Consider the following 17,548-nt stretch of genomic DNA (forward strand, 5'->3'; position numbering starts at 1 on the left):
GCGATCACCGTGTATCCGGGCGGGATAACCGCATCGTTGGGTGATCACGGTAGGGCTTCGCCGGGCTAGTACTCGCGGGCGTCTCTTGGTTGGCTATCGGCTTGACTGACACTTGGCGGGACGCTTAACGATCGCTGGGGCTAGGTTCTGCGGGCGATTCCCCCGTGGGGCTCAAGTGGTCGCCGGCACGCAGCCTTCTAGTTGATCTGATCATTCACGCGACTCCGTATCCACCCGATGAGGCAGTGCAGCGCCGCATGTCCCTCGGGTGAGGCGAAGCCTTGCTCGACTCGTGCCGCTTCGATCATGTCCGCGCCGTCTATCGAGCCGCGCCTGTAGAAGTGCTCGAGCACGCGGCCGGACGGGGTCGCGCTGCTGAAGAGTCCCGCGATCCCGAGGGCGATGGCATCAGAGACGACCAGTGTGGTCGGCGGTCGCTTCAGCGCGGCCCGGCGGTCTAGGACGTCCGACACACCGGCGGCCACCTGCAGGTCGGTGGCTGGCGTCCTCGCCCGGCAGCTGACAATCACTCGAGGCTCCCTCGCTCGACCTGTACAGTTCCATTTCTCCTGGCACATCGGCGCATATTGCGGGAAACTGAAGCAATAGTTGAGTGTCTTGCGCAACAGTCTCCGGGGCGCGAGCGAAATGCCTCTGGTGGGCATTGTTTAGTTGTTCGCCGAAGTATCGCTCGTCGCGAATCGGGCCGGACGTCACCGCCGCCATGGGGCCGGGTCCGTTGGGGCGCCTCGTGGCTCAGCCCTGAAACTTGACTGGGCTGAGGCGCAAGCCCGCACGGGGACCGACTGCCATTCGCGGGTGCGAACCCAGGTCACCCGGATGCCGACGGCGCGGCCCGCGCGTCGGGCGCTTGACCCCCTACCATTTCGTTGCGGTGAACAGCACGACGCGGCTGGACGAGTCTTCTGCGCGCACCCGTGTTCTTACCTGAGGCGTCGGCTGGGTGCGCCTGCTTGGCAAGGTGCCGGTGCGGGCGCTCTCCTGAGCAGCAGTTGCGGCACTGCCGGGTCTCTCGCCCGTCGCCGTCGATGCGACCGCTTGCGTGGTGAGGCCTGCGGCCTCGGGCACGTGCCGGGATTGGCCGTCACCATTCTCGTCGCGACGTGGGTCGACTGGGGGCCGGGGTACCTGTTGTCCACTTGTGTTCCCGTCTGCAGGCGACCGGCTCTGGTTTGTGACCGCGCTTTTCGGGTCTCGCGTCGGCGCGTCCATGTCCGATGCGTCCGCGGCGAGATCGACGTCGCCGTGGGAGGTCCGATCCTTGCCGTCCCGACGCATCCGCCGCACCACGCCGACGCCGACTGCCACCGCCACGGCCACCGCCACGGCAAGAGCGGACGGAGTGCTCATGAGCTGGGGTTGACCGCTCTGACCCGCCGTCGTTGCCCGCGACGCCCCACCGGTGTCAGCGTCGGGCTCCGGGGTGAGCGACAGATCGCCCAGTGGCACGAAGCCGATGTGTGGCCGCGAGATAGCCGGAGCCACGTCGCGGACCTTGTCAATGGCGACATCCCACGGGGACGGTAGGGGAACGAATGCGCTGCTGCCTTCGGTCTCCGCCACTGGTCCGGAGGCGAGTGGGGACGCACCAGCCAGCTGCCTGCTGAGCTGTCCCGTCACGCCGAGGGTGAGCAGTGCCGCTATCGCCGCCGCCACCGCCACCGTCTTGCCTGCACGCCGAAGCTTCGGCATCCAGATCGGCTTGCGTGAGTGCCATGCATCGCGGCCGCGACGCGCGACATGCCGGGCGGCACCCCCGAGGAGGGGTGTCAGGCGCCCGCGAAGCTCCACTCTGAGTATGTCGGCCATTCGGGGTGACACCTTGAGCCCTTCCCGCACAAGAGGCGCTGAATTCTTGATGAGGCGCCTATGAGGCCGCAGCGGTCTCGACGGGCGTGCTTCTGCGGGTCTGCCAGTCGGCGAGCCAGCCTTCGAGGGCGGCGGGAGGCAGCGGCGCGCTGATGACGTACCCCTGCACCTGGTCACAGCCCAGGGCGGCGAGCCGATCGAGCAGCGCCTCGGTCTCCACGCCTTCGGCGATCACGCTGAAACCAAGCCGGTGGGCCAGGTCGGTCACTGCCGAGGTGACCGCCTCGTCCTCGTCGTGGTCGAGCATGTCTTTGATCAGGCTGCGGTCGATCTTCAGCGCGGCGACCGGCAGGATGCGGAGGAACGCGAGGCTGGTGTAGCCGGCGCCGAAGTCGTCGATGGCGACCTCGACGCCCCGACTCTGGAGCTGGGTCAGGACGAAGGCGGCGCGTTCGGGGTTGGTCATCACCGCCGTCTCGGTGATCTCCAGCTGCAGCAGCGACGCCGGCAGCTCGGCCGCCAGCAGCGCGGCCAGCACGCGGGCGGGCAGGTCCTCCTGCAGCAGGCTGCGGGGGCTGATGTTGACGGCCACCTGCAGCGGCATGCCGGCCCGACGCCAGCTGGCGGCCTGCTGGATGGCAGTGCGGAGCACCCAGCGGGTCAGCTGCTGCATCAGTCCGCTGCGTTCCAGCACCGGAAGGAACTCCCCCGGCGGCAGCAGCCCGCGGGTGGGGTGTTGCCAGCGCACCAGCGCCTCCACGCTGGTGACCTGTAGGTTTCCGAGGGAGACCTTGGGCTGGTAGTGCAGCACGAACTCGTCGTTGTCCAGGGCCCGGCGCAGCTCGGTGACCATGGCCAGTTGCCCGACGGTGTGCTGGTCGGTCGCGGGGTCATAGACCGTGGTGCCGCGGCGGCTGCGCTTGGCCTGATACATGGCGACGTCGGCGCGCTGCAGCAGCTCGGGCAGCGTTCTGCCGTGCTCGGGGGCCAGCGCGACGCCGATGCTGGCGTCGACGGACAGGTCGACACCCTCCACGGTGAAAGGGGCCTCCCGCAGCCGGCGGAGGCAGCTGCTCGGCCCGGTCCTGCGCCGCTGCCGGTGTCGGGCAGGTGGGTCAGCAGAACAGCCGAACTCGTCCCCACCGAGGCGGACCACCAGATCCTCCGGCCGCACCGCGGCCTGCAGAGTCGGCCGGCCACGCGCTGCAGCAGCAGGTCGCCGGCGGTGTGACCCAGAGTGTCGTTGACGGACTTGAACTCGCTGAGGTCGAGAAGGAGAAACGCCAGCGGACGCTTGAAGCTCGCCTTGGCCAGCAGACCGCGGGCGTCCTCGTACAGGGCGCGGCGGTTCAGCAATCCGGTGAGCGGGTCGTGGCGGGCGTGCCGCTCGCGCCGCAGCAGGCGGTGTCGCAACCACACCAGGCCGACGATGACCAGCCCGAAGATCACGACGACCGATGCCTGCTGGCGCAGCAGTCGGTCCTGCTGCGGCCGCGGTGAGGTCCCCGTGCGGGAGCACCACCTGGACCAGCGCCCCGCGCGAGCCCGCGTTCTGCTCCGCGGTCGACAGGGGGAGATAGACCCGCAGCTGGGTTTGCCCGTCCGCGGCCTGCCCGGACGCCGCCCACGACTTCCCCTGCCGGGCGCGTGCGAGGTCGCTGTCCGAGGGCTGGAGGGCGCCGGAGGCCGGGGGACCGTCGAACAGGGAGGTGCCGTCCAGGCTCCACACACTCAGGCCCAGCAACTGTCCGTCATCGCGCAGCTGATCGACGTCATCACGCAGCCCAGCGAGGTCCTCGGCGGAGAACTGTACCTCTGGCGAGGTCACTCGCGCCGAGACGGGGGTGGACGACGGTGGCGGCGATGACCTCGGCGGTCGTCGCGCCCTGGGTATCGGCGCGTTCCTGGCCCCGGGATTCGAGTCCCTGGATCAGCCAGGCCATGGCGCCCAGAACCAGGGTGATGACAACGAGCAGAAAGCAGCCGCGACATAAGAATGCGGCGTACCCGAAATTCCCTCCGGCCAACGATCACTTTAACCATATCGACTTCATTAAGCGGCAGCCTTGAGCGAGTGGAGGCGGCGTGCACCCATTCGGGTGGGAGGTCAGTAGCGCCCCTGTTGAATGATTAACCGCACGCGGTGGCAGTGGAATGTCCACGTGATCGTCCGCAGCCCCGGCCACCACACGGCACACGCGCCTCGCTCCTTGTCAGGCCTGTCCAAATGTGGGCCGCACCGGCCTGTGGCCACCTGCGGCGGAGTGGCGTGCGTACGGCCCGACCGGCATCCAGCAAGGCGAAGGTTGTTCATCGGGTCACCAACCACGAGACACCTCCCCATTAGAGGAAGTTGCCCTGCGTTCCCTTTAGGTCGCGGTCGTTGCAACCGATTCCGGGCGCATGAGCCTCACAAGTGACGGGACCGCACAAGCCGATAGCACCCCGCCAGATGCAGAGCACAGATATGCCGCTGCAGCCACTCCCCGCGCCCTTCGAGTCTGGTCATGGTGGTGCCACGAGCCCTCGGTCCATGACCAGCTGGTTTTTATCGTCGCTACCACCAGTCGTCGGGAATTGAACGGCACGTGCGCACGCCTGGACATCCTCGCGCCTGGGCACGTCACATATCTCCGGTCTCACGAATCCGGCTTCGGCGAAACGATGAGAAACCCAGGGCAGGTGCTCTGGATGCCCCTCGACAACTACGGACGGCAGCCCCATCACTGGTTCCTCGAGGACCAACTCGCCGCCGTCAGATCGTCGGCTACCGCTCCCCCCGCCGGCCGCGGCCTGATTCGCCACCGGAGGGTCGGGCCGATCAGGTGATCACCGGACCACCCCGCGGCCTACCGGCGAAGCGCCCTCTGACGCTGTCGAATCCAACCGCCACCGACCCCAGCGACGCCCCGGCCGGACGTGCAGCACGCCGACTCCCCTCCCCCGGGTCCCAGCATCATCGCCTGCCCCCACAGACTCCAGGCAGCACCTGCCGCTACGAGAGCGGGTAGGTCGGCCCGGGCGCACGGTAGCCGACCCGCTACGACCCGCGCTCAGGCCGCTCAGGACACGTTCGAGCTCTGGCCCTGCGGGACCCAGGCGAACAGCATCTGCCAGAGGTACCCGTCCCGCCGTTCGAGCTGAAAGTAGCCCCACCGGACTCGAAAGGTCCGCGGCTCCCATGGAAAGGCGACCGAGAGCTGGCGGGCGTAGTCGATCGCCTGGCGGTCGTCCTCCATGTCGAAGACCTCAAGGACCGTGGCGCTGCCGGCCAGGAGGCGGTAGCTGGGCATGGACGGTATCCCCGTGGCTGCTCCCGGGCAGCCGCCAGGGAAGGCCCCGTTCGACACTCCGCGGCGAGACTCAGCGCTGTTGGATGAATTTGGGAGTAGACCTTGCCGTGGCGGTGCCGTCTCCACTGCCCTTGGAGGCGGCGCCGTCCCACGGAACGGTAGGGGCTACCCCTCGGTACGACGCGCGCCTTGGGCGAACTGTGATTCAGGTCACAGCGAACAAGTGGGGTTCACCAGGACGGTACGCAGGGAGCGGCGGGCCCCGACGTGAAGGCCGCCACCCAGGTGATCGGCGTACGAGACAAGAAGCGTGGCGAGCGTGTTCCCGGAAGGCCACGGCCCCCTCCGCGCAGCGGTGGGTGCCAGCCGGGGCGTCGACGCGGCACGCCACGCCTCGTCGAGCAGCGTCTGACCCCACCTGCCACAAGCCCGCGGCCCGACATTCCGCCCTCGGCATGAGGGGCTGGTGAGCACGCCTGCCCCGCACCCGGCGCCGGGCCCCTTCCTGGGCGGTTCACGGGTGGTTCGGCTGGGGCCAGGCGACCAGCGGCGGCAGCCGGCCACCCGGGTGCGGAACGCCGCCAGGGCCTCGGGCGATGCGAGGTTCTTCGTGGCTGCCGGCGGCGTGGGCCATTGCGGCGAGGACGAGGGTGAGGGCGTGGCGGTCGAGGCCGGTGGCGAGGTCGCCGAGGTCGACGGGGTGGCCGTCGGCGATGCTGGCGGCTGCCCGCAGGATCTGATGGTCACTGCTCCTGCCGATGATGGTGCCGATGTGCAGGGCCCCGTCGAGGTCTGGCCAGTAGATGTGGGCCCACAGTCCCTCCCCTTCCACGTTCCCGTCGACGGTGATCAGACCGGCGTGCTGCAGTTGCGGTAGCCAGTGGCCGGAGGTGATCAGCAGAAGGATCGCGGCCTCGTCGCAGTAGTCGCCCAGGGCGGCGCGCAGAAGGGCGTTCTCGATGTCGACGGGGTCGAGGTCGGCGGCTCTGGGTTCGAAGATCATCGGGTTCCTCCCTGCCTCCCGGCCTCCACGGTCGGGGGTGAGTGTGCCGTTGGGGTGTGACAGGCGCGGCCGGTGACGGGTGTGGGGCGGCGGTCGCGTGGCTGGTGAGCGCGTCGGGCCGGCAGGCCCGCCGGCAGCGTGCTGACGGTGGGCCTCGACGCGCCAGCGGCGGGGCCTCGCGCGCCCCCCGCCGCCGGCCGGCCACTGAACGAGCCCCGCCTCGGCGTGGCCGCCCCCGGGGGTGCGGGGGCGGCCGGACGCCGGTCAGGTTGCGTCGGGTGCGGGGTCGGCGGTGGGTTGGTCGGCGGCGTCGACGATCTGTCGTTCGATGTCGGCGAGTGTGTAGCCGCAGGAGGCCAGGAACCGCAGCCAGCGGGCGTCGCCGGCGCCGGGGTTGCGCCAGGACTGGCGGTGCAGCCCGGACTCGATGGCGCCGGCGACGTGGGCCAGCAGTGCCACGGCGAGCCGGGCGTCGGGCACCTGTTCGCCGCTGGTCAGCGTGAGCGCGGGCTTGTCCCGGGTGGTCCACCACTGGCCGGGGGCGTCGATGCCGAGGTCGGCGGCCGCTTGATCTTGGGCGCGGTTGGGTTGCCCGGACAGCCAGCGGGACAGCGCCCGCGGGTCGGCGGCCAGGGTTTCGACGGTGAACCGCAGTGCCGCCTTGGGCGCGGTCTTGCGCTGCAGCAGGCCCTTGATCCACTCCCGGCGGGTCTCGTTGGCGGCCGCCATCGCCTTGTTGTTCTCGATGGTGGCCCGCCGTTCGGCCGCGGCGGCCTCACGTTCGGCGTCGCCGGGGTCCTCGCCCGCTGCGCCTCCGGGTAGGACAGTGGCCGTCCAGCGGTCGCGGTGGCCGTTGCCGGCCGGGTCGGTGCACACCTCGATCACCTGTGGCCCCTGCCAGCCGGTGGTGGCGACGTAGACCGCCGCACCGGGGCAGCCGGCGTGGCCGTCGGCGGCCAGCGGCCGGCCGTCGTGCTCGAGGTCGGCCAGCCGGGTGGCGGCGCGGCCGGTGTCCTCGTCCAGAACGGTGCGCCCGGCGGCGATCAGCTCCGCCAGCAGGGCGGCGGCCTGCTCCGCTTCCTGCCTGGCCTGCTTGGCGCGGGTCAGTGCGTGGGCGAACTGCCCGGGCCCCTCTCCCGCTGCCGCGATCAGGGTCGCGGTGGTGTCGGGGTCGTCGGCGTAGACGGCGACGGCGGCGGCCTGGTCCAGGGTCAGTCCGGCACCGGCGACCGCGGCGGCGGTGTCGCCGTCCAGCCGGGCCACGCCGGCGGCCTTGGCGACCCGCTTGCGGCCGAGCCCGGTGGACTTGGCCACCCTGGCCAGCGGCACGCCGAGGTCGAGCATCGCCTGCACCCCGCGGGCCTCCTCCACCGCGGACAGGCCCCGGCGGTGCAGGTTTTCGGCCAGCATCGCGCCGACGTGCCCGGCCTGGGCGGCCCGGTCGCCGTCGGCGGCGTTCCCGTCGAGCGCGAGGTCGGGGCGCAGCACGCACGGCACCGCGGTCAGTCCGGCGAGGACCGCGGCGGCCGCCCGGCGATGCCCGGCCACCAGCTGATGGCCGGGCGTGCCGTCGGCGGCCGTGTGCGGGATCACGGTGAGGGCCTCCAGCACGCCCTGGGCGGCGATGGAGTCGGCCAGCCCGGACAGGTCGCCGAGGTCGTCGCGGATGTTGCGGGGGTGCACGGCCAGCACCCGGGGGTCCAGCCACACCAGCCGGTGTGCCCGGCCGCTGTCGTCGGCCGTTCCGGCGCGTGCGCTGCCTGTGCCGGCCAGGTCGACGTGCTCGGTCTCGCGCTGTTCGATCCCGGCACCTTGAGCGTTTTTGGTCGCGGAAGGCTCGTCGGGCGTGCTCTCCCGGCGGGTGTTCAGGGCGGTGACTGTCGTGGTCGTGGTCATGGCGGGTTCTCCTTCGATGCTCTGCGGGGTGGCGCTGCTCTGTGTGGCGGTGTTCTCGGTGGGGGTGTTGTCGGCGGGGGTGCTGGTGGCGGGCATGTCGCGTTCTCCCCGCTCAGGCGGTGGCGAGGACGCGGGCGCCCCCGGGCTGCGCGGCCGGTCCGGCGGGCGGGGCGTCGTCCCCATCCCCCGGCGGGGTCTCGGTGGCCTCGGCGCCGTCGAGGTGGTCGAGAATGCGGCGGGCGGCGGCGGTCACCGTGGTCGCGGCGGCGCAGACGACGTCGGTGTCCCCGGCCGACCAGGCGGCGACGTAGGGGACGGTGTAAGCGCCGGCGTCCAGTCCGGCCCAGGCTGTGACGATGTAGGCGACCGACTCGGCTTCGGCCTCCGCCTGCCCGCGGCAGCCCCGGTAGTCGAAGCCGTCGGCTGTGTGCCCGCACTCGATGTGCGCAAGTTCGTGGGCGAGGGTCTTCACCGCCTGTGCGTCGGCGACGTCCGGGCGGACCCGCACGGTGCGGGCGGCCGGGTCGGTGACGCCGTTGGCCTGCCCGCAGGCCTCGCGGGTGAGCGTGTAGCCGTGCGCGGCGACCTGGGTGGCCAGTGCGTCCCACAGCGCGGCGGGGGCGTCACCGGTCAGCAGCTCCGGCACAACGTCGGGCAGCGGGTAGCCCTCGGTCTGGGAGATGTCGAAGACGTGCGCGACCCGGAACCCGCGCAGCACCCGCCCCCGCGCCGACTGGTCGGCGTCCCCGCTGGCCGGCTCCCCCGCCGTCTCCGCCCTCCCTGACGCTGTCGTGGCGGCGGGCGCGGCCCGACGGGTGTCCTGCCCGGTGCCGGTGCCGGCTCGGGCGTCCTTGGGGGTGTAGGTGCAGGGAGCCAGGACAGCGAGCCCCGTGGAGCCCTTGACCACGCTGCGGCCCAGCGCCTTCCAGGTGCCGAAACCGGCGACCCGGGTCGGGCTGATGCCCAGCCGCGCCGCCTGCAGTGCGATCAGCAGCTGGTTGTTCACGCTGTAGGTGTGGAACTTCGCGGCGGCATCCAGCATCGCCCGCCACTGCGGATCGGCGGTGAGCGCCTCCACCTGTTCGCCGATCTGGTCGTGCAGGGCGGCGATCTTCGCCGCACGGGCGGCGTCGGCTGCCTCCCGCTGCGCCGGACTGAGCTGTGGCCGCCGGCTCCGGCTCCCCCTGCTGCTCGTGCCGCTGGCCGCGCTGCTGCGTGTGCTGTTGGTGCTGGTCATCTGGACCCTCCCGGAACTGGAGCCGAAGCCGGCACGGGAGGAACTGCGGAACAGGTGTCCTGCCACCCATTCCCCCGGCCCGTCCGGCATAGAGCTCTGCTCAGGGGCCGGGAGCGACGGCGGGGGACGACCGGACCAAGACTGCTTCCGCAGCGGAGCGCCCGAAGGGCGGAAGGATCTTGGTCCGGTCGGGAGGAGACGGCGCGGGAGGCCCCTACGCTGAGCTGCCGGACGGGTCGGGGGACCAGGCACAGCCCGCCGCAGGCGGACCGTGACGACGGCGCAGCCGGCGCCACGCGCAGCGTGGCCCGAAGGGTGCTCCTGGCCCGCCCCAACGGTCGCGGCGCGGGGACGTCGACGTCGCGCCCACCGGATTGGGGGTCTCGATCACCCGACACGTCGCGGGGGGCCCTGGCGGACCGGTCACGGGGTCCGCGGTCTCGCCGTACTCGGGGTGCGGTGTCCAGCGCCATGAGTCGAGCGTGGCCAGGTCAGCGCCCGCCCGAGGGAGTCTGTCCGGATGTTGTGGACAGACTCCCTCGTCCACAGGGACCAATTGCGCAGGAGCACCCCGATGCTCACGGCCTGCATCGGCAAGCAGGAGGACAACAGGAGGAACCCCAGGTCAGCAGCGGACCTCCAGTAATTCTCCAGTCTCAGTGGGCCCACTGGTCCCTCGACTGTCGTCGGCCTACCGGAGAACGTGCTTCACAAGCGCGGGTGGCCCAGGTCGGTCACCGACAGCGTCGCGGAGAACAACCGCGCACCGGCCGGAGAAAAACAGGAGACGGCCCGGCAGCCTGATTGTCGGGACGGGCCGAACCCAGCCGGAGCACGGGGGTCGTCCGGCGGTCCCGGCCAACCCACCCCCGACGCCAGCAGAGGACCGGCTTCCATCGCCGGCAGGTGACGCCCCAGCGGCGGCCGTGACAGGAGAACAACCGGAGATCGTCAGACAAGGCTGGCTGTGAAGTGTCACCACCGGGCCCGAAATGGCGCCTTCTGTGGTGAAGGCACCGCCACCGACGACCCCCGGGAGCCAACCATGCCCGACCCCACCGCCGACCACGAGCCCGAGTTGCTCACCATCACCGAGGCCGCGGACGTGCTCCGCGCCCCGGTCGCCACCCTCCGGTACTGGCGACACCTCGGCACCGGCCCGAACAGCTTCCGACTCGGCCGGCGCGTCCTCTACCGCCGCGCCGACCTGCGTACCTGGATCGACGCACAAGCAGCCCAGTCCCCGCGCCGATAGCCGCCGCACCTCCGGAGAGCGGTTGCAAAGGACCCGGGGCCCCTTCCGACTCCGGGCACACGGTGAGGCCCTGTGGCCAGCCCCGGCTGTGGACAACGACGGGTCGTCCCCAGAACCGACCGGGACAGGCCAGCGGCAGCGCCGCAACGGCGACGCTGTTCACACGCATCGAGAGGAGGAGCGATGGGATGGATGGGCCCGGTCGTAGACGACCAGGAGCACGAAGGCTGGGTGGTGCCGCTGTTCGCCGACGGCGCGCAAGGCGCCGGCACCAGCAGCGCCCGCGGTCTGCTGGTGGCCCGCCGGCTCGACGACGGGCCGTGCAACGGCGACCGGGTGCGGCTGATCTACCGCGACGGCTCCACCGCCGAGGGCATCTGGCAGGACGGCGCGCTTCTCCGCGGCGACGGGCTCGTGCACTCCCACACCAGCGGCCAGCTTCGCCTGGAGGTGATCGAACAGGCCGAGGACTGGCGCCCTAACGCCGCGGTCGTCGGCTGGGTCGCCGGCTGCACCTGCGGCTGGCGCGGCACCGCCTGGACCCGGGTGCCCGGACCGGAGCTGGCCGACCCCGCGGCGCGGCAGCTGGCCACCGCCGGCCCATGGGCCGACCTGGAGGCCGCCGACGAGAACCGAGTGCGGCAGGAATGGCACCGCCACATCGCCGGATGGCAAGCCCTCGAGGACGTCGAGGCGGCCGCCGCCCGGCAGGCCTCCGCCTCCCGCGCGCTGGACCAGGCGGTCCGTGCCGCACTCGTGGCCGGGGCGTCGTGGGCCGACATCGGCCGGGCCGCCGGTATGACCGGCCGGTCGGCCACCGAGCGGTGGTCCGCCAGTGACTGAGCAGCCGACCGGCCACCCCGGACCGGGCGAGGAAGCCCCGCCAAGGGAGCGGACGGTGCTCGTCGTCGACCTCGACGGCGAGCCGCTGGCGCCGCTGCGCGCCCTGGAAGAGATCCTGCTGTGTCTGGGCACGTGGGAGGACGACGACCGGCGGGATCCGGGCACCGACACCGAGCCGCTGCGGCTGCCACCACCACTGGCCGACCGGATCGCCCTCGCCGCCGTGCAGCAGCTACTCAGCGCCCTGACGCCCACCCAGTCCCGGGGACCCGGGTGCGGCCGGCTGCTCGCGCCGGACGGCCGCTACGAGCACGCGCCGATGACCGCCCTCACCCTGCCCGCCGCCGACATCGACCTCCTCTCCGCAACCGCCGCCGCCCTCGGCCACCCTCGGCTGGACGCCGACATCGCCGACGTGGTCGACGCCCACGCCGAGCCGCTCGCCGGCGGCTGCCGCCCGGCCGGCCGCACAGACCTGGTCTCACTCCTCGCACGGCTGGCCGGCCTGCTCGACCTCGCCCACACCGACGACACCCGACTGCTCACCGCCCGGCTGCGGGCCACCCCGCCCGGCACCGACTGTGTGCTCAGCGACGCCGAGGAAGCCGCCCACGCCCGCACCGCCGACCGCATGAACCACATCTGGGCGCACGGCTCCGGCATCGACCGCTACCTCTACTGAACCGGTGAACGCCCAGCCCGCACCGGTTCGTCGGTCGCGAACCAGGTCAGCCGAGGTCGGGCAGGCCGGCCAGCCGATCTGTGCTCGACCGATGGCGGCCAGTCGGGTTGATGGCCTTTCAGTCGGTGGAGACTCCCACACTGAAGCGGCCAAGGCCCCCAAACTAAAGACAGAGGGAGGCGATGCGAAGTGGCGTCGATCGCGAAGAGGCCTGATGGGACGTATCGGCCGCGGTACCGGGACGAGAACGGCAAGGAGCACGCTCGCCACTTCAAGCGAAAGGCCGACGCTCAGCGGTGGCTCGACGAAGTGACGGCTTCAGTGGTCACCGGCAGCTACGTGGATCCGCGGGCCGGGCGGACGACTTTCGACGCGTACTTCCGAGGCTGGGCGGAGCGCCAGGTGTGGGCGCCCATGACCGAGGTGTCGATGGACCTGGCGCGGCGCAAGGTCACTTTCGGTTCGGTCCCCATCGCGTCGCTTCGGGCCTCGCACCTCGAGACTTGGGTCAAGGCGATGGTGGCCGCCGGGTACGCGCCCAACACTGTGGCTACCCGGGTCAACGCCGTCCGGGCGGTCCTCAAGTCCGCCGTGCGGGATCGGGTCATCGCCGTTGATCCCTCCGTTGGGCTCCGGCTGCCTGCTCGACGACGGGCAGAGCACGCGATGGAGATCCCGACACCGGACCAGATTCGAGCGCTGATCGATGGCTCCCGCCCCAGCATGCGGGCCTACCTGGGGGTCTGCGCCTTCGCCGGCCTGCGCTTGGGCGAGGCCTCCGGGATCAATCGGGAGGACGTCGACTTCCTCGGGAGGCGGCTGCACGTGCGCCGTCAGGTGCAGCGCCGCCGGGGTGGCCCCGCCGAACTACGGCAGCCCAAGTACGGATCGGAGCGGACGATCTATCTGCCCGACCGGCTGGTCGAGATGCTCGCCCGGCATGTCGAGCGCACCGGGACCGCGACGGAGGGGTGGCTGTTCCACACCGCCGACGGCCGTCCTCTTCCACCCAGCACCGTCAACTCGTGGTGGCAGTCGACCGTCCGGGCTGCCGGCACGCCGGTCCTGCATCTGCACGGGCTGCGGCACTTCTACGCCTCGGGCCTGATCGCTGCGGGCTGCGACGTGGTGACCGTGCAGCGGGCCCTGGGGCACCGGTCGCCGTCGACGACCCTGGACACCTACTCCCACCTGTGGCCCTCGGCGGAGGACCGGACCCGGGCGGGCGCAGCCGGTCTGACGGATCTGGTTTTCGACGCTGCTGCGGACTCAGTGCGGACCGAGGAACACGATTGAGGCGCTGATCTGCAGATTCAGGGGAGTTAGCTCGTTGACCCAGATCTCCTCGATCTCGGGGTCGTCGAGGTAGCGCTGCAGCGGTCCGAACCCGGCGACCCGGTCCAGCACGTCGCGGACGACGGATTCCGGGTCGACGATCGGCGGCAGCGCCGAGGTCAGCGAGCGTTCGGAGTAGTCGGCGACGACGTCGCGCACCAGGAGCCGGACTGGTCCGGGGTCGGTGAACGGGTCGAGGCCGCGACGCCGGATGAGCTCCCGGACCTCGCCGTCCACGACGTCCAGAGCGGTCGGCACGGCACCCCCGTCGAGCCTGGTGGAACAAGTCGTCGAATCAGCCGGGACTGTAAGGAAACGGATCGGTCCGCGGGGCCGGATCAGCCGTTCTGTGGACAATGCGACGCCACGGGGAGGCAGGTCCACCCGGTCAGGTGAACGGCCTGCGCCGACGGAGGGACGCCCGGGGCTCGGGCAGACATCACGCGTGGCATCTCCCGGCACCCGCCGCCGTCGCCGGGCCGGTCGGGCGCCTCACGCCCAGGGCGCGCTGGTGTCCCGGCTGCAGACCGGGCAGGCGTGCTCCTCGCCGCCTGCGGGCGGCCAGTTCCCGTCCAGCACATCGACCTTCGCGCCGCACTCCGCGCGGAAGGGTGGCTCCTTCCGCGTCGCGACGGCTATCACCGCATGACGCTCGCCGGTCGGCTCACCCTGCGCGTCCGCCCGACGACCGACCACGTACTCGCTGCCGCTCATGGTCAGGAGAGATACCACGCTGTCGCGCGTCCTGGCCCGTCGACGCCGCTGCCCGGCTCCGCTCCACGGCTCACAGCGGTCCCGGTCCCGGTCCCGACGTGGGGGTCGGCGATGCTCCGGCCGGGTCGAGCCCGGCCGTCAGCCTCCACGTAGCGCCCGGTGGAGGATCGGGCGCAGCAGCCCGGCGAGCGCCTCGGGCTGCGACAGGAAGGGCGAGTGCCCGGTGTCCATCCGAAGCACCTCGCCGGCCCGCTGAGCCATCGCTTCCTGTGCGAACGGGGGAATCGCCTGGTCCTGCTCGCAGATCACGTACGTGCTGGGCACGGCTTTCCAGCCGGCGTTGGTCAGCGGCTGCCCGAAGGCGGCCAGCGAGTGCGCCGAGACGCGAGGCACCGACCGCGCGGTCAGCTCAGGAGGGACGTCGTTGTAGAAGACCTCCGCCGGCGTGTGCACCAGCACGTGGTCGGGACGGACGTCCCACCACGGGGGTGGGGTGCCACCCACCGCGCCGGCCAGGGACTCGCCCTCGTCCAGGAGGAAGGCGCAGAGATAGATCAGGTGCGCGACGCCGCTGTCGGCGGTGACCGCCTCGGTGATCACCGCTCCGCCGTAGGAGTGGCCCAGGACGACCGTCGGCCCGTCGATGCCGGACAGGGCCGAGCGGACTGCCGCTGCGTCGGCGTACAGGTCACCCAGTGCGGCCGGGTCGTCCCCGGCACTGGGCAGGTCGACGGTCTGGAGCGGCACGTCGCCGAGCGCGTCGGCGAGCGGCTCCCAGCACCAGGAGCCGTGCCAGGCACCGTGGACGAGGACCAGTGTGGGAGTCATCGGATCGCCTCCGTCGGGTCAGGGCCGGTAGGCACCGTGTCCGGCCGCCGACCGCGGCGGAGTCTGACAGGGGAGGCACGGGGTCTCAAGCAGGAGGCGGCTCCGGGGTCGCACGCCTCTGCAGCCGCCGGCCGGAACACTGGAAGGCGGATCCGGCCATCCGGTCCCGGGTCGCCCGGCCCGGGCTCCTCAGCCGAACACCCGACGGAACTGCAGGGCCGCCGTCGTTCCCCGCCGGTGCGGCGCGCCCGCCTCGAGCCCCTCGTGGAAACCCGTCGAATACCACAGCGGTGCGTTGACCTCGAGCCCGATCGGCGGCGTCCCCGGGCGGCCCTCCCAGAGCAACCGGGCGAATTCAGCGGGCGTCCGGCCGATGCAGCGTTCGCTGCGTCCGGGCGAGATCCCCGGGGTTTCGAAGGCCGCTGCGAACATGCCGTCCGCCCGTCCCAGCTCGCGCGCCTCCTGCAACAGCTGCCCGTACGCGGGTGCGATCCCGTCCGCCATGACGACTCCCTCCCGAGGCGGCGGACCGGCACGGGACGCCGGACCGTCCGTCACCCGACAGAGGGTCCGCAGCAGGAGTGGGAGACATCGTGTGACCGATCATCGGCGCCGTTCCACACGGACCTTCGCACGCGACGCGGCGAGGCTGCTCGGCAGCGGCTGGACCGCCCGGTCGTCCCGACATCACCCGTCCCCTGCGAAGGCCGCCCGGACGGCGGTGTGCGGCGGGACCGAAACGTGACCGCACGGGAACGCCCAAGGCATCGACGCGGCGGAACCATCTCTGCCAGGGTCGGCGCGACGCAGCGCGCGAACACGGGGAAGGACGGCGCCGGATGACGGTTCCACTGGACGACGCGACGGCCAGGAAGTGGCTGGCGGTCGCGATCGAGGAGGCCCGGGCCGGACTGGCCGAGGGCGGCATCCCGATCGGAGGCGCGCTCATCGGGCGGGACGGGACCGTCCTCGGCCGCGGGCACAACCGCCGGGTGCAGGACGACGACCCGTCGGTGCACGGGGAGACCGACGCCTTCCGCAACGCCGGCCGCCAGGCGACCTACCGCGGCACGACCATGGTCACGACGCTGTCGCCCTGCTGGTACTGCAGCGGGCTGGTGCGCCAGTTCGGCATCTCGCGGTTGGTCGTCGGCGAGGCCCGCACCTTCTACGGCGGGCACGACTGGCTAGCCGAGAACGGCGTCGAGGTGATGGTCCTCGACGACCCGGAGTGCGTGCAGATGATGGAGGAGTTCATCGCCGCGCACCCGGCCCTGTGGAACGAGGACATCGGGGAAGACCAGCCCGTCCAGGAGGCAGGCAGATGAGCAGCAGCACCAGCAGCCGTGACGACGTCGCGCAGGTGGCCGGCGAGATCGACCCCGACTACCCGATCGACCCGGTCCCGAGGCACGCCCGCAAGTCGCTGTTCTCCCTGGCGATCGTGCTCCTGGGCTTCACCTTCTTCACCCCGACGATGCTGGCCGGCGCCCAGATCGGTGCGGCGTTCGACGTCGGCACCCTCATCTGGGTGCTGATCCTGGGCAGCGCCGTCCTCGGGGTCTATGTCGCCGTCATCGGCGGCATCGGCGCCCGCACCGGCCTGACCACGGTGATGATGTGCCGGTACTCGCTCGGCACCACGGGCGCCAAGTTCGCCTCGCTGCTGCTCGGCGGCACGCAGGTCGGCTGGTACGGCGTCACCGTCGCGACGCTGGCCGGCCTCACCGCCAGCGCGCTGGACTGGTCGGGCCGCGGCATCGAGATCGCGCTGATGATCGCCGGCGGCGCCGTCATGGGCGTCACCGCCTACTACGGCTACAAGGGGATGTACGCCCTCTCGATCGTCTCGGTACCGCTGCTGCTGGTCCTCGCCGGCTGGGTGACCTGGCGCTCGCTGGACGAGGTCGGCGGCTGGAGCGGCCTGACCGCGATCGTGCCGAGCGAGACGATGTCGATCGCCGCCGCGGTCACGATCGTCGTCGGCACGTTCGCGTCGGGCGGTACCCAGGCCCCGAACTGGACCCGCTTCGCCAGGACACCGTCGGCCGGCTTCTGGGCCTGCCTCGTGGCCTTCCTGATCGGCGAGCTGCTCATGCTCGGGTTCGGCGCCATCGGCGCGCTCTCCTTCGGCGAGGGCGACTTCGTCCTCGTCCTCTACCAGCTCGGGCTGGTCGGCTGGGGCCTGGTCTTCCTCGTCGCCAACCTGTGGACCACCAACGACAACACCGCCTACAACTTCGGCGTCGCCGGCGCCGAGATCGCCAACTCCCGGTCCAAGAAGCCGTTCGTCATCGGCGGCGTCGTCCTCGGCACGCTGCTGGCCATCACCGGCATCTACGACAACCTCATCGAGTACCTGGTCTGGCTCGGCATCCTCATCCCGCCCCTCGGCGGCGTGGTCATCGGCGACTTCCTGGCCCGGTGGCGCGGCGGGATGCCGAGTGCGTCGGTCCTGCCGGCGTTCGAGTGGCGCAACCTCGGCGCCTACGTCGTCGCCGCGGTGGCCGCCTGGTGGAGCAACGAGGCCGGCTGGTTCATCCCCCCGGTCGTCGGCGTCGTGGTCGCGGTCGTCGCGGTCCTGGCCGTCCAGCGGGGACGACGTCCGGTGGCCGAGCCGGTCGGCTGAGGC

17 protein-coding genes and 1 pseudogene are annotated in these 17,548 nt (G+C 71.6%); 6 read left to right on the plus strand and 12 right to left on the minus strand.

Annotated elements, in window-relative coordinates:
- Window positions 1-197: 197 nt before the first annotated feature.
- From FHU33_RS19470 to FHU33_RS19500, 8 genes and pseudogenes are all read right to left on the minus strand, one after another.
- Entirely contained in the window at window positions 198-485 is a 288-nt protein-coding gene (locus FHU33_RS19470; RefSeq protein WP_246064003.1) for a hypothetical protein, read from the minus strand.
- A gap of 394 nt (window positions 486-879) precedes the next feature.
- Window positions 880-1,830 carry a hypothetical protein gene (locus FHU33_RS19475; protein ID WP_142027287.1) on the minus strand — a complete coding sequence of 317 codons (951 nt, stop codon included), beginning with the start codon at window positions 1,828-1,830 and terminating at the stop codon, window positions 880-882.
- 58 nt (window positions 1,831-1,888) lie between these two features.
- Entirely contained in the window at window positions 1,889-3,004 is a 1,116-nt protein-coding gene (locus FHU33_RS25140; RefSeq protein ID WP_425456789.1) for a putative bifunctional diguanylate cyclase/phosphodiesterase, read from the minus strand.
- Window positions 3,005-3,075: 71 nt separating this feature from the next.
- Window positions 3,076-3,561 (minus strand): annotated as a pseudogene (locus FHU33_RS26515) (diguanylate cyclase domain-containing protein); the annotation flags it as partial.
- A 1,331-nt stretch (window positions 3,562-4,892) separates the two neighbouring features.
- Window positions 4,893-5,123: a hypothetical protein gene (locus FHU33_RS19485; RefSeq protein WP_142027289.1), complete on the minus strand. Its 231-nt coding sequence runs from the start codon at window positions 5,121-5,123 to the stop codon at window positions 4,893-4,895.
- Window positions 5,124-5,637: 514 nt separating this feature from the next.
- Window positions 5,638-6,126: a hypothetical protein gene (locus FHU33_RS19490; RefSeq protein WP_142027290.1), complete on the minus strand. Its 489-nt coding sequence runs from the start codon at window positions 6,124-6,126 to the stop codon at window positions 5,638-5,640.
- 264 nt (window positions 6,127-6,390) lie between these two features.
- Entirely contained in the window at window positions 6,391-8,118 is a 1,728-nt protein-coding gene (locus FHU33_RS19495; RefSeq protein ID WP_142027291.1) for a ParB/RepB/Spo0J family partition protein, read from the minus strand.
- 16 nt (window positions 8,119-8,134) lie between these two features.
- Window positions 8,135-9,259 carry an ArdC-like ssDNA-binding domain-containing protein gene (locus FHU33_RS19500; protein WP_142027292.1) on the minus strand — a complete coding sequence of 375 codons (1,125 nt, stop codon included), beginning with the start codon at window positions 9,257-9,259 and terminating at the stop codon, window positions 8,135-8,137.
- A gap of 1,045 nt (window positions 9,260-10,304) precedes the next feature.
- Here FHU33_RS19500 and FHU33_RS19505 point away from each other — a divergent pair.
- The 4 genes from FHU33_RS19505 to FHU33_RS19520 all read left to right on the plus strand — a co-directional run bounded on the left by FHU33_RS19505 (window position 10,305) and on the right by FHU33_RS19520 (window position 13,335).
- A complete protein-coding gene (locus tag FHU33_RS19505; protein ID WP_142027293.1) occupies window positions 10,305-10,514 on the plus strand; it encodes a helix-turn-helix transcriptional regulator in 210 nt (69 codons plus the stop codon).
- Window positions 10,515-10,697: 183 nt separating this feature from the next.
- On the plus strand, window positions 10,698-11,357 hold the full coding sequence (locus tag FHU33_RS19510) for a hypothetical protein (RefSeq protein ID WP_142027294.1): 660 nt from the start codon (window positions 10,698-10,700) through the stop codon (window positions 11,355-11,357).
- Window positions 11,350-12,039 (plus strand): LuxR family transcriptional regulator, encoded by a 690-nt coding sequence (locus FHU33_RS19515; RefSeq protein ID WP_142027295.1) that lies wholly within the window; start codon window positions 11,350-11,352, stop codon window positions 12,037-12,039. The genes FHU33_RS19510 and FHU33_RS19515 overlap by 8 nt, the downstream gene beginning before the upstream one ends.
- Before the next feature lie 309 nt (window positions 12,040-12,348).
- Complete coding sequence (locus FHU33_RS19520; protein WP_246064005.1) at window positions 12,349-13,335, plus strand: tyrosine-type recombinase/integrase; 987 nt, start codon at window positions 12,349-12,351, stop codon at window positions 13,333-13,335.
- On the opposite strand, the gene FHU33_RS19525 is transcribed toward FHU33_RS19520, so the two are convergent.
- The 4 genes from FHU33_RS19525 to FHU33_RS19540 all read right to left on the minus strand — a co-directional run bounded on the left by FHU33_RS19525 (window position 13,309) and on the right by FHU33_RS19540 (window position 15,420).
- Complete coding sequence (locus tag FHU33_RS19525; RefSeq protein ID WP_246064007.1) at window positions 13,309-13,632, minus strand: hypothetical protein; 324 nt, start codon at window positions 13,630-13,632, stop codon at window positions 13,309-13,311. The genes FHU33_RS19520 and FHU33_RS19525 overlap by 27 nt on opposite strands.
- Window positions 13,633-13,866: 234 nt before the next feature.
- The gene (locus tag FHU33_RS19530; RefSeq protein ID WP_142027297.1) at window positions 13,867-14,088 is read right to left on the minus strand and encodes a hypothetical protein; all 222 of its coding nucleotides are present in this window, start codon (window positions 14,086-14,088) and stop codon (window positions 13,867-13,869) included.
- 138 nt (window positions 14,089-14,226) lie between these two features.
- Window positions 14,227-14,916 carry an alpha/beta hydrolase gene (locus FHU33_RS19535; RefSeq protein WP_142027298.1) on the minus strand — a complete coding sequence of 230 codons (690 nt, stop codon included), beginning with the start codon at window positions 14,914-14,916 and terminating at the stop codon, window positions 14,227-14,229.
- 189 nt (window positions 14,917-15,105) lie between these two features.
- A complete protein-coding gene (locus tag FHU33_RS19540) occupies window positions 15,106-15,420 on the minus strand; it encodes a hypothetical protein (protein ID WP_142027299.1) in 315 nt (104 codons plus the stop codon).
- Between the two features lie 335 nt (window positions 15,421-15,755).
- On the opposite strand from FHU33_RS19540, the gene FHU33_RS19545 reads away from it, so the two are divergent.
- A complete protein-coding gene (locus FHU33_RS19545; RefSeq protein ID WP_142027300.1) occupies window positions 15,756-16,244 on the plus strand; it encodes a nucleoside deaminase in 489 nt (162 codons plus the stop codon).
- Complete coding sequence (gene codB, locus FHU33_RS19550; RefSeq protein ID WP_142027301.1) at window positions 16,241-17,545, plus strand: cytosine permease; 1,305 nt, start codon at window positions 16,241-16,243, stop codon at window positions 17,543-17,545. Before FHU33_RS19545 ends, codB begins: the two co-directional genes overlap by 4 nt.
- The last annotated feature ends 3 nt before the right edge of the window (window positions 17,546-17,548 follow it).

Source organism: Blastococcus colisei (genome assembly GCF_006717095.1).
Taxonomy (GTDB): Bacteria; Actinomycetota; Actinomycetes; order Mycobacteriales; family Geodermatophilaceae; genus Blastococcus_B; species Blastococcus_B colisei.